Below are 12,338 nucleotides of genomic sequence, written 5' to 3'. Positions count from 1 at the left end.
CGTTCGAGGGCGGCGACGGGACGTCCATGAGTTCCGACGGCGCCGGGCATCGTCGAGGCCGGTGACCGGCTCGGCGCCTGGGCGGTACGGGTGGGCAGTGCCACCCTCTACAAGGTGCTGGCGGCCCTGGTCGCGTTCGCCCGCCGCAGCCGTGACGGGAGCTTCGCCGTCCCCAGCGCCGACGTCCGCTTAACGGCGCCGAGGGACGAGCGGGCGGGCGTTCTACAGAGTGGTCTCCTCCCACTCCCACGGATTGGCGTGGATCCGCTGAAGGAGCTGGGCGAAGGTGTCGCTCTCGAAGAGGATCGCGTTGTACTCCACCGGGATCTGCTTGTCGTTGATCACCACGGTGGGTGTACCGGGGCCTTCGGGATCCTGCGCTCCTCCGGCCCGCTCGTAGGCCTTCTCCGAGGCAGTCACGAAGGCGCGGTACTTCATGGACGTCACGGCCGCGTCGAACTCCGGACTGCGCAGGCCATCGACTTGGTCGGCCAGTTTCAGCAGGTAGGCGCTGGTGTAGCCGTCGACGTTCTCCTCGGGAGCGTTGTCGTAGAGCACCTCGTGGTACTCCACGAACCTGCCCTCCTCCAACGCTGCGCGCAGCGCGTTCACCGCTCTCTTCGATCCGCTGCCGCCGGCCCTGTCGTCCAGGAAGGAGGCGAGGGTGTACTCGGTTCTGGCCTGGCGATCGAGCATTGCCTGCCGAAGTCGGGGGCCGCCGCCGATCGTCTCGAACTCCTCGCAGGCCGGGCAGCGGGGGTCCTCGTACAAGCGCACCTTCAGCTGCGCGTCGGGGTCGCCGACCACAATGGTGGTGCCGTCGGCACCGAGCTTCTCCGGCAGATCCTCCGCACTTTCGAACACTGGGGCGGCCTGCGGCGCGCTCTGCCCGCATCCCGCCACCGTCAGCACCACGGCCGCACCCAGCACAGCCCACCAGCCCCCACGCATCATGCGTCATCCCCTCCCCAGAGAACAGCGCGACCCTAGATCATCGGTGCGAAAATCGCAGCAGGAAGATCTTTTGATCCGCCCACAGACGGCCTCTCGGCGCGCACCCTCAATCCGGCGCCCCCACCACGAGAGCCGTCGGCACGCGGAAATCCAGCCGGTGCCGCCTGATCGCACGCCTCCGCCCAGTCGTACGCAACCTGCTCCTCCGGAGGCCGACCCCTCCATCGGGTCCGCCGACGACGTCACCGACCGGCCGCCGGCGACGCAGATCCGTGCCCCGCGACGGCTTCGCCGCCGCGCATCCGCCCCCACGACGACCGCACGGACCCACGCCCCGCCCGACGATCAGCACCCGCCGTGTCCGCGCCCCGGGCCGCTCACGTCGCTCCGACGACACCCGTCAGACAACGCCGCTCACAACCCCGCCCAGGATGCGAACCTAGCGGTAGGGCCCCCGCGGGCACGGATCGAGCGAGGCGGAGCGAGAGGTGGCAGAGGCAATGGACTGGGCCCGTTTCGCAGAGCAGATGGCGTCGATGGCGCGGGACCTGCTGTCGCAGGAGTCGCTCACCGGCACTCTGGAACGCATCACCGCTTCGGCCATCGAGCTGGTGGAGGGCTGCGAGGCGGCCGGCATCCTGGTGCTGCACAGCAACAAGATCCAGTCGCTGGCGCCGACCGAGCCGCTCGTCATGGAGAGCGACCGTTTGCAGGAGCGGCTCGGCGAGGGCCCGTGCTTCGACGCCGCCCACACCAAGGACGGCGAGCGCGTGCTGCGTATCCGGGATTTCACCCAGGAGCAGCCGCGCTGGCCCGCCTTCGCCCCGCAGGCCCATGAACTCGGGGTGGGCAGCATGATGGGCTTTCTGCTCTACACCGACGACGAGGAACTCGGCGCCCTGAATCTCTACTCCCGCAAGCCGGGAGCCTTCACCGAGACCAGCGAACTCGCCGGCTGGCTGCTCGCCTCGCACGCCGCGGTGGCCTTCTCCAGCGCCCGCACGCACGCCCAGATGGAACACGCCATGGCCACCCGCCACACCATCGGGGAGGCCATGGGCATCCTCATGGGCAGCCACGATCTTTCCGAGGAACAGGCGTTCGACGTCCTGCGCCGGTACTCCCAGGCCCACAACGTCAAGCTCCGCGAGGTCGCGCGCCAGATCTGCGAGCGGGGCAGCCTGTCATGACCACACGGCAGGCTCCCCACCCCCGGCTCCCCCGGCACTTGGTCTGAACCAGAGGAGCCTAACCAGGTCAGCCCCCTAGGGGAACGCCGCCAACCCGGCCTGCCCCCCAAGTCCCCTTACTCGGGCGTTTGATTCCCCAGTCCCGCCACTCATCTCATAGCGAACGCGAACTCGCCCACGACCCGGCGCCGTGCGGCGCACTCACGCACGTCCGTCGGCCACACGGCTTCCACCAGCGCAGTGCTCACACGGGCACCCCCGACTTTGTCCTGATCACGGAAAAAGCTGAAGGATCTGACGCGAAAGGGGTTACGCGCCCGGACCAAGGCCGCTAACTTCCTTGAAATGAACCGGTCACGCCCATGAAGCCCGGTTCGACGGCGCGACGGCGCGCGCCGGTTTCTCCCCTTTTCAGGACCGATCGTGTCCTGCTGCCATCCCCACACCTCGGGAGACGTCTGTGCGCACAAGACAGCTCAGACCCAGACTCGTCCGTTCCCTGGCCCTGGCAGTGCTGTGTGCCGCCGGCTGCCTGACACCGGGCACCGCGGCCGCCGCGGCGCCGGACCCGGCCGACGGCGCGAGCGCGGCGGCCGCGGAGTTCCAGCAGGTCACGCTGGCCAAAGGCGTGGCCGAGATGGGCGAGCCCATGACTCTCGCCGTCCTGCCGAACCGCTCGGTCCTGCATACCTCGCGCGACGGCACCGTCCGGCTCACGGACGCGGCGGGCACCACCACCGTGGCAGGCAAAATCGACGTCTACAGCCACGACGAGGAAGGCCTCCAAGGCATCGCCGCGGACCCGGCCTTCACCTCCAACCGCTTCGTCTACCTCTACTACGCCCCCAAACTGAGTACGCCCGGTGGCGACGCTCCCTCCGACGGCTCGGCTTCCGACTTCGCGCCGTTCGACGGCGTCAACCGGCTCTCCCGGTTCGTCCTGAAGACCGACAACACCCTGGACCTGACCAGCGAGAAGAAGATCCTCGACGTTCCGGCCTCGCGCGGCATCTGCTGTCACGTCGGCGGCGACATCGACTTCGACGCGGCGGGCAACCTCTACCTGTCGACCGGCGACGACTCCAACCCGTTCGCCTCGGACGGCTACACCCCGATCGACGAGCGCTCCGGCCGCAACCCCGCCTACGACGCCCAGCGCTCCTCGGGCAACACCAACGACCTGCGCGGCAAGGTGCTGCGTATCAAGGTCAACGCGGACGGGACGTACTCCGTCCCGAGCGGCAACCTCTTCGCGCCCGGCACCGCCAAGACCCGCCCCGAGATCTACGCGATGGGCTTCCGCAACCCCTTCCGGATGAGCGTGGACAAGGCCACCGGCATCGTCTACCTCGGCGACTACGGCCCCGACGCCGGAACGGCCTCTCCCGGGCGGGGGCCCGAGGGCCAGGTCGAGTTCAACCGGATCACGCAGGCGGGCAACTTCGGCTGGCCGTACTGCACCGGCAAGAACGACGCCTACACCGACTACGACTTCGCCTCTGGCGCCTCGGGCGCGAAGTTCGCCTGTTCCGCGCCCAGGAACACCTCACCGCGCAACACCGGCCTGATCGACCTGCCTCCGGCGCAGCCGGCCTGGATCCCGTACAACGGCACGTCCGTACCGGAGTTCGGCGGCGGCTCCGAGTCCCCGATGGGCGGCCCGGTCTACCGCTACGACGCCGCCTCCACCTCCGAGGTCAAGTTCCCCCAGGAGTACGACGGCGACTACTTCGCAGGCGAGTTCGGCCGCCGCTGGATCAAACGCGTCGAGGCTGCCGGAGACGGCACCGTGCAGTCCATCAACCCCTTCCCCTGGAGCGGCACCCAGGTGATGGACCAGGCCTTCGGCCCGGACGGCGCCCTGTACGTCCTCGACTACGGCACGGGCTACTTCAACGGCGACGAGAACTCCGCCCTGTACCGCATCGAGCACGTCACCGACGGCCTCGCCCCGATAGCGCAGGCCAAGGCGAACGTCACCTCCGGAAAGTCCCCGCTGGCGGTCACCTTCTCCTCGTCCGGCAGCTCGGATCCGGACGGCGGCGCTCTCAGCTACGCCTGGACCTTCGGCGACGGGGCGACCTCCACCGCCGCAAACCCTTCGCACACCTATACGGCCAACGGCCAGTACACGGCGACGCTGAAGGTGACGGACCCGACCGGCAAGAGCGCGACGGCCTCCGTGCAGATCACCGTCGGCAACACCGCGCCTACCGTGAAGATCGACCTGCCCGCGGACGGCCGTATCTACGACTTCGGCGCCGCGATCCCGTTCAAGGTGACGGTGACCGACCCCGAGGACGGCACCATCGACTGCTCCAAGGTGAAGGTCTCCTTCATCGTCGGACACGACAGCCACGGCCACCCGCAGACCTCGGCCACCGGCTGCACGGGCACGCTGCAGACCCTGGCCGACGGCGAACACGACCCCAACGCCAACATCTTCGGCGTCCTCGACGCCGAGTACACCGACAAGGGCGCGAGCGGCCAGCCCGCGCTGACCACCCACGACCAGCACATCATCCAGCCCTCCCACCGGCAGGCCGAGCACTACGGCGACTCCGCCGGCGTCCAGGTCGTCAGCCACGGCCCGGCGCACGGCGGCAAGACCGTCGGCTACATCGAGAACGGCGACTGGATCTCCTTCACGCCGTACGCCCTCGACAACGTCACCCGGTTCACCGCCCGGGTCTCCTCCGCGGGCGCGGGCGGCACCATCGAGGTCCGCAGCGGGTCCCCGACCGGTGCCCTGCTCGGCACGGCGACCGTACCGGTGACCGGTGGCTGGGAGACCTTCCAGGACGTGACCACCGGCCTGACCAACCAGCCCAGCGGGACCACGAAGCTGTACCTGGTCTTCAAGGGCGGCGCCGGATCGCTCTTCGACGTCGACGAGTTCTCCTTCACCACCTCCGGCGGCGGAACCCGCGCGGGTGCGGTCAAGGGCGTCAACAGCAAGTGCCTGGACGTCGACAACGCCGGCACCGCCGACGGTACGAAGGTCCAGCTGTGGACCTGCAACAGCTCCACCGCACAGAACTGGACCATCGCCGGGGACGGCACCATCCAGGCGCTCGGCAAGTGCCTGGACATCTCCGGCGGCGGCTCCGCCGACGGCACCAGGATCCAGCTCTGGACCTGCAACAACACCGGCGCCCAGAAGTGGGCACCCCAATCCGACGGAACCGTCCGCAACCCCCAGTCCGGCAAGTGCCTCGACGCGTCCGGCGGCACCTGGAACGACGGCACCGCCGTCCACCTGTGGACCTGCCACACCGGCGCCAACCAGAAGTGGACCCTTCCGTAGAAAGGAGGCGACTCGACATGCGTACGCGACTCAAAGCGGTTCTCGGCCTGTTCACCGGCCTCGCGCTCTGCCTGACCCCGCAGGCCACCGCCCTGCCCGCCCCGGCGGATCAACCGGCCGCCCCGACCCGACAGGCCGCGCCGGCCGCCCGCCCCGCGGCACAGGCGGCCGCCGATCCGGCGTACAAGATTCTCGTGTTCTCCCGGACCGCGGGATTCCGGCACTCCTCGATCGACGACGGCATCGCGGCACTGCGGGCCCTCGGCACGCAGAACAACTTCACCGTCGACGCGTCCGAGGACCCCCAGGTCTTCACCACCGGCAATCTCGGCCAGTACAAGGCGGTCGTCTTCCTCTCCACGACCGGTGACGTGCTCGGCGACCCCCAACAGACCGCGTTCGAGCAGTACATCAAGGGCGGCGGAGGCTACGTCGGCATCCACGCGGCGGCCGACACCGAGTACGGCTGGCCCTTCTACGAGGGCCTGGCCGGCGCACTGTTCCACTCCCACCCGGCGATCCAGTCCGCCACCGTCGAGGTGGAGGACCGGGCCCACGACGCCACGGCCCACCTCGGCGCCACCTGGCAGCGCACCGATGAGTGGTACAACTACCGCACCAACCCCCGCACCACCGCCCATGTGCTCGCCTCCCTGGACGAGTCGAGCTACTCGGGCGGGAACATGTCCGGGGACCACCCCATCGCCTGGTGCAAGGACTACCAGGGCGGCCGGGCCTTCTACACCGGCGGCGGCCACACCGATGAGTCCTACACCGAACCCGCCTTCCGCCGTCATCTCCTCGGCGGCATCCGCTGGGCGGCCGGCATGACCGAGGCGGACTGCCGCCCGGAGACCGGCTACACCTCCCTGTTCGACGGCTCGTCCACGACCGGCTGGCGGCAGGCGGGCCCGGGCGGCTTCACCCTCGCCGACGGCAGTCTCACCTCCTACGGCGGACTGGGCATGCTCTGGTACGCAGGCAAGGAGTTCACCGGCGACTACTCCCTCAAGCTGGACTGGAAGGCCGCCGGCGACGACAACTCCGGTGTCTTCATCGGCTTCCCCGCCTCCGACGACCCCTGGTCGGCGGTGAACAACGGGTACGAGATCCAGATCGACGCCACGGACGCGGCCGACCGCACCACGGGCGCGGTGTACGGGTTCAAGTCCGCCGACATCGCGGCACGCGACGCGGCGTTGAACCCGCCGGGCGAATGGAACACCTACGAACTCCGGGTCACCGGCGAACGGCTGGAGATCTTCCTCAACGGCCGCAAGATCAACGACTTCACCAACACCGACCCAGCCCGCAGCCTGAAGCAGGGCCACATCGGCATCCAGAACCACGGCGACGGAGACGACGTGGCGTTCCGCAACATCCGCATCGACGCGGAGGGCGGCACGTCGCCCGGTCCTCGCTCGGGTGCGGTGAAGGGCGTCAACGGCAAGTGCCTGGACGTCGACAACTCCAACACCGCCGACGGTACGAAGGTCCAGCTGTGGACCTGCAACGGCTCGGGCGCGCAGAACTGGACCATCGCCGGGGACGGCACGTTCAAGGCGCTGGGCAAGTGCCTGGACGTCTCGGGCGGCGGCTCCGCCGACGGCACCAGGATCCAGCTCTGGACCTGCAACAACACCGGCGCCCAGAAGTGGGCACCCCAGCCCGACGGCACCGTCCGCAACCCCCAGTCCGGCAAGTGCCTGGACGCATCCGGGGGCACCTGGAACGACGGCACCGCCGTCCACCTGTGGACCTGCCACACCGGCCCCAACCAGAAGTGGACGCTTCCCTGACCGGGTGAGTGACCGATAGGAGCCCCCCGCGGGACACATGACGGTGAGGGCCGGGGTTTCCCCGGCCCTCACTGGTGCACGGCTCCCGGCGGCAAGAGGGGAAAATGCGACGGTGAATCATGCACCGGACGAGGTGAAGCGGGCCGTCGAGGGCGAACTGCGCCTCATGGACCCCACCGTGCGCGCGTCGCGATCCGCGGCCGCGGAGCTGCTGGACCCCGAGTTCGTCGAGGTCGGCGCGTCCGGCCGGCGATGGACCTACGACGAGATGCTCGCCGCGCTGCCGGAGATGGCGGGCGGTTCGCAGGAAGGCCCCCGCTACCGGCCGTCGGACATCACGGGCGTCGTACTGGCACCCGGGCTCGTGCACCTCACCTACGAGACCGTGATCGACGGCCGGCGGGCGCGCCGCAGCTCGCTCTGGCGCGCGCGGAGCGACGGGACGGGCTGGCGGATGTACTACCACCAGGCCACACCCGTCCCGCCGGAAGCCGACTGACAGGGCTCTCCCGGCGTCGGCGGGGTGCCCCCACCCGTCAGCGACGAGGCGGCGGGGGCGGCAGGGTGGACAGGCCCGGCGACGGCTCCGGCCAGACCAGCAGCACCGGACAGGGGGCGTGGTCGACGACGAAGCGGCCCGCGGGGCCGAGGCTGTGCGGTCCGAGGTGGGTACGGTCCCCGTCGCGGGCAAGGACGAGCAGGTCACAGCCCTCGGCCGCGGCGACGACCTCGCGCTCCACGCGCCCGGTGCGCTCGCTGCGCGTACAGGGCCGCCCCAGGCGTTCGGCGGCGGCTTCGAGCAGTTCCTGCCCGGACACGGCGGCCAGATGTTCCACGCGCGTGCCCGGGTCGCGCTCGGGATGCCCGCGGCCCAGCAGACCGGCGAAGGCGCCGTGTGCCGCGCCGGGGACGTCGGCCGGAGTGACGTGCAGCAGGACGATCGCGGCGTCCGCCGGGGCATGGTCGCGGGCGGCGTCCACGCAGGCGGGCCAGGTGCCCTCGACGATCCAGACGACCACGGCCATGGGCTCAGCCTCCTCCGATCACGGTGAGCGAGACCCACAGTGCCAGCACCGCCGCTCCCAGACTCGCCGGTACCGCGTACACGCCGAGCCGGGTGAACTCCTTCAACCGCACCTCACCGTCGTGGGCGTGGACGATGCGCCGCCACAGCAGGGTGGCCAGCGAGCCCGCATAGGTGAGATTGGGGCCGATGTTCACCCCGAGCAGGACGGCGAGCACGGCACCGGGCCCCGACGGAGCGGTCAGCGGCAGCAGCACCAGCACCGCGGGCAGATTGTTGATCACGTTCGCGAGTACGGCGGCCAGCGCGGCGACGGCGAACAGTTCCGGCAGCCCGGTGCCCGCGGGGATCAGCCGCCCCAGAGCGTCATCGAGCCCGTTGTCCACGACCGCCCGCACCACGATCCCCAGGGCGAGCACGAAGGCGAGGAAGGGAAGGGAGGCGGCGCTGAGCAGCGCCCGTGGTGTGGTGCGGCGCCGGAGCAGGGCTCGCACGGCGAGGACCAGGGCGCCCGCTGTGGCCGCCCAGGCCGGGTCGATCCCGACCGCCGAGGTCAGCACGAACCCGGCCAGCGTGCACCCGACGGTCACCAGCGAGAACATCGGCAGTCGTGGTGTCTCGGCGGCGGAGGGGGCCTGGGCTCCGGCGTCCAGGTCGGTGGCGAAGAAGCGGCGGAGGACGACGTACTCGACCGCGATCGCGGCGACCCACGGCAGGGCCATCAGCGCGGCGAACCGGGTGAAGCTCAGCCCGCTGGCCGAGAACGCCAGCAGGTTCGTCAGGTTGGAGACGGGCAGCAGCAGTGAGGCCGTGTTCGACAGGTGGGTGCAGGCGTACACATGCGGTTTGGGGCGTGCTCCGAGCCGGGCCGCGGTGGCGAACACGACCGGCGTGAGCAGCACCACCGTGGCGTCCAGGCTGAGGACCGCCGTGATCGCCGACGCGGCGAGGAACACCTGGCCCAGCAGGCGCCGTGGCCGTCCCGCCGCGCTGCGCGCCATCCAGGCACCGCACGCCTGGAACAGCCCGTCGTCGTCACAGAGCTGAGCCAGTACCAGTACGGCCGCCAGGAAGCCGATCACCGGCCCGAGCCGTTCGACTTCGTCCAGCGCGTCGTGCAGGGGGATCGCCCCGGTACCGATCAACAGCGCGGCGGCCGGGACGGCGACCACCGCCTCCGGCCATCCGAAGGGGCGGATGACCGCACAGGCCAGTACCAGGACGAGCAGGGCCACGGAGAGGGCCTCCGCGAGCTGGGTGTTCAGGACCAGTTCCTTCCGCGCGACGGCGGCCGAACCGCCTGTACATCACACCGAAAGGTACTGGGCCCGGCTGGGGATCCTGGGTACCGAGCCCTTCGCGCTCTCCGCGCCCTCCGTGCCGGCCGCTCAGGTCGCCGCAGGAGGCACGGGGAATATCAGGCAGCTGCTCGTGGCGTGGGCCAGCAGGCGGTCCTTCGCGTCGACCAGCCGGGCCTCGGCGAGCGCGGTCTGCCGGCCCCGGTTGACGACCGTGCCGATGGCCCGGACCGGACCCGTGTCCGCCGTGACGCGCCTGAGGAACTTCACGTTCAGGTCGAGCGAGGTGTAGCCCATGCCGGGTGGGAGCGTGGTCTGTACGGCGCAGCCCGCCGCCGAGTCGAGCAGGGTCGCGTAGACCCCGCCGTGCACGCTGCCGATCGGGTTGTAGTGCTCCTCCCCCGGCGTCATCGAGAACACCGCCCTGCCCTCGGCCACCTCGTCGAGCGTGAAGTCGAGGGTTGCGGAGATCGGCGGCGACGGCAGGCGGCCCGCCAGCATCTCCGCCAGGAAGTCCATGCCGGAGGCGCGGCCCACCGCGGCGGCACTGGTCGCGGGGTCGTCCCATTCGTAGGTACGTGTGCGTCCCATGTTTCGGCATCCTCTCCGCTGACTTCGTCGATCGAAGCTAGCCCGGCGCTTCCCTGACTGTCAAAGGAGAAGTCAGCGCTTAGCATGAGGGCATGGAGTGGCTCGACGTCAGCACCGAGAACTGTCCCGTCCAGAACACACTCGATCTGGTCGGAGAGAAGTGGACGCTGTCCGTCCTGCGGGACGCCGCCAACGGCATCCGACGGTTCGACGACTTCCGGCGCCACATCGGACTGTCCGAGGCGGTCCTGAGCGACCGGCTCCGCAAGCTGACCGAGGCCGGTGTCCTCAGGACGGTTCCCTACCAGGAGCCGGGCAGCCGCTCCCGCAACGAGTACAGGCTGACCCGCAAGGGCTGGGACCTGTGGCCCGTGCTCGTCGCGCTGGGCCAGTGGGGCGAGGCCCACGCGGCGGACCCCGCGGGCCCGGTCGTCGACATGCGGCACGTCGGCTGCGAGGCACCGGTCCGCGTCGTCGTCGAATGCACCGAGGAACACGTCGCCCTGTCCCCCAGAGACGTCTCCGCCCGCCCGGGCCCCGGCGCGCGCAGACGGGCGTAGGACTCCTCGGTCACTGGCCGCTTCGCGGGCTGTAGGGCTGCAGGAGCTGGTCGACGGGTGCGTAGTCGTCGGTGAGCAGTTGGGCGTCGCCGATCCAGGTGGTGAGGTCTTCGCCGGTGCTGACCTTCCAGCCGGTCTTGCGGATGTCCAGCGCTTCCTGGGTCGCGGCGAGGTCCACGGGCCGGTCGGAGGCGATGACGACCAGGTTGCCGCCCTCGGGAGCGGCGGCCGGGTCGAGGCCGATGTCGACCGGCTTGCCGACCAGGGCCACGTGCTCGAAAGTCTCGGCGAGGGTGGCCACTTCCGCACGGGCGAAGGACAGCCGACCGTGATCGATGAGGTTGGCGACGTACACGCCGTCCTCGTCGAGCACCCGCCGTACGTCCGTCATCGCCTCCACCGTGGTGAGGTGCCACGGCACGCTGACGCCCCCGAAGGCGTCACCGACGACGAGATCACGACTGGCTGTGCCGAGCCGCCGCAGACCCAGCCTGCCGTCCTCGGCGCGTACGTCCATCCCGGCGGGCGAGCCCAGACCGAGCTGGTCGCGGTTGATGCGTACGACCCCGTTGTCGATCTCGGACACAAGGCTGCGCGTCCCGGGGCGGGTCGCCTCGAGGTAGCGCGGAAGCGTCAGCCCGCCTCCGCCCACGTGATAGGCCGTCAGCGGCTCACCTTCGGGGAAGGCGGCATCGACCACGGACGCGATGGCACGCACGTACGCGAACTTCAGGAAGGTCGGGTCGTCGATGTCGACGTAGGAGTGGCGCAAGCCGTCCAGCACGAGGGTGCGGCCGCCGGGCCGGTCGGGGTCTGCGACGACCCGCGCGCAGTGGTACCGGGTCTCCGTGTCGCAGCTACCGGGCGCGACCGTGGCGGCGAGACCGCCGGCCACGAGCGCGAGAGCCAGCGCAGGGGTGCCGGTCCAGCCGCGGGTCCGCCACTCGACCAGCGCCGAGCCGACCACCAGCAGGGTCCCGAGGCCGATCAGTATCCCGCTGACCGAGAGCCGCGACACCAGGACGAAGCCGGTGAGGACGGTGCCGAAGATGGCGCCGACCGTGCCGACGCCGGACAGCCGGCCGACCACCGTGCCGGTCTCGGCGAGGCTGGTCAGACGCAACTTGGTCACGATCGGCGTCACCGCGGACAGCATCGCGCCCGGCACCAGGATGGTCAGCGCCGCGATCAGCAACAGCAGCGCCGGGGCCCATTCCGCCGTCGTGCGCAGCACGGCGGGGGTGAGCGCCACCACCACGCCCGACACCCCGAGCGCGGGGCCGATGAGCCGACGTGGATTGACCTGGTCCGCGATGACGCCGCCCAGCCAGGAACCGAAGGCGATGGCGGTCAGGGCGATGCCGATCACCATCGTGCTGGTCTCGAGGGTGAGACCGAGGTACGGCGCCAGCAGCCGCAGAGCGACGATCTCGACCACGAGGACCGCCGCCGAGGAGGTGAACACCAGCAGGACGGCGGCACGGGCACCCAGGCCGTACGCGCGAGGCGTGCCCTCGGCGACAGGCGTGGCAGGCGATCCGGTCACGGGCGACATCCTTCCACGCGGTTCAGCCACAGCAAGCAACTGAGCGAACCCTGCTGATGGTTACGGGCC

General features: G+C 70.4%; 10 protein-coding genes. 5 read left to right on the top strand and 5 right to left on the bottom strand.

Annotated features, from left to right (window positions below):
- Positions 1-222 precede the first annotated feature (222 nt).
- Positions 223-954: a DsbA family protein gene (locus tag AC068Z_RS06460; protein ID WP_478552881.1), complete on the bottom strand. Its 732-nt coding sequence runs from the start codon at positions 952-954 to the stop codon at positions 223-225.
- Between the two features lie 500 nt (positions 955-1,454).
- On the opposite strand from AC068Z_RS06460, the gene AC068Z_RS06455 reads away from it, so the two are divergent.
- The 4 genes from AC068Z_RS06455 (at position 1,455) to AC068Z_RS06440 (ending at position 7,749) form a co-directional block, all read left to right on the top strand.
- Positions 1,455-2,144 carry a GAF and ANTAR domain-containing protein gene (locus AC068Z_RS06455; protein WP_478553742.1) on the top strand — a complete coding sequence of 230 codons (690 nt, stop codon included), beginning with the start codon at positions 1,455-1,457 and terminating at the stop codon, positions 2,142-2,144.
- Positions 2,145-2,604: 460 nt separating this feature from the next.
- Positions 2,605-5,451, top strand: coding sequence for a PQQ-dependent sugar dehydrogenase (locus tag AC068Z_RS06450; RefSeq protein WP_478552879.1), 2,847 nt, complete (start codon positions 2,605-2,607; stop codon positions 5,449-5,451).
- 17 nt (positions 5,452-5,468) lie between these two features.
- A complete protein-coding gene (locus tag AC068Z_RS06445; protein ID WP_478552878.1) occupies positions 5,469-7,250 on the top strand; it encodes a ThuA domain-containing protein in 1,782 nt (593 codons plus the stop codon).
- 112 nt (positions 7,251-7,362) lie between these two features.
- Positions 7,363-7,749, top strand: coding sequence for a nuclear transport factor 2 family protein (locus AC068Z_RS06440; RefSeq protein WP_478552877.1), 387 nt, complete (start codon positions 7,363-7,365; stop codon positions 7,747-7,749).
- A gap of 37 nt (positions 7,750-7,786) precedes the next feature.
- On the opposite strand, the gene AC068Z_RS06435 is transcribed toward AC068Z_RS06440, so the two are convergent.
- From AC068Z_RS06435 to AC068Z_RS06425, 3 genes are all read right to left on the bottom strand, one after another.
- Positions 7,787-8,275 (bottom strand): universal stress protein, encoded by a 489-nt coding sequence (locus AC068Z_RS06435; RefSeq protein ID WP_478552875.1) that lies wholly within the window; start codon positions 8,273-8,275, stop codon positions 7,787-7,789.
- 4 nt (positions 8,276-8,279) lie between these two features.
- Positions 8,280-9,539, bottom strand: a complete 1,260-nt coding sequence (locus AC068Z_RS06430; protein ID WP_478553741.1) for an arsenic transporter — start codon at positions 9,537-9,539, stop codon at positions 8,280-8,282.
- A 123-nt stretch (positions 9,540-9,662) separates the two neighbouring features.
- The gene (locus AC068Z_RS06425; RefSeq protein ID WP_478552873.1) at positions 9,663-10,163 is read right to left on the bottom strand and encodes a PaaI family thioesterase; all 501 of its coding nucleotides are present in this window, start codon (positions 10,161-10,163) and stop codon (positions 9,663-9,665) included.
- A 92-nt stretch (positions 10,164-10,255) separates the two neighbouring features.
- Here AC068Z_RS06425 and AC068Z_RS06420 point away from each other — a divergent pair, with 92 nt between their 5' ends.
- Positions 10,256-10,723 (top strand): winged helix-turn-helix transcriptional regulator, encoded by a 468-nt coding sequence (locus tag AC068Z_RS06420; RefSeq protein WP_478552871.1) that lies wholly within the window; start codon positions 10,256-10,258, stop codon positions 10,721-10,723.
- Positions 10,724-10,733: 10 nt separating this feature from the next.
- Here AC068Z_RS06420 and AC068Z_RS06415 read toward each other — a convergent pair whose 3' ends face one another.
- Entirely contained in the window at positions 10,734-12,269 is a 1,536-nt protein-coding gene (locus tag AC068Z_RS06415) for a fused MFS/spermidine synthase (RefSeq protein WP_478552869.1), read from the bottom strand.
- Positions 12,270-12,338: the final 69 nt, after the last annotated feature.

Source organism: Streptomyces sp. NPDC043726 (assembly GCF_056436565.1).
The sequence above is the reverse complement of the archived record's forward strand: the minus strand, read 5'-3'. Positions and strand labels throughout refer to the sequence as shown.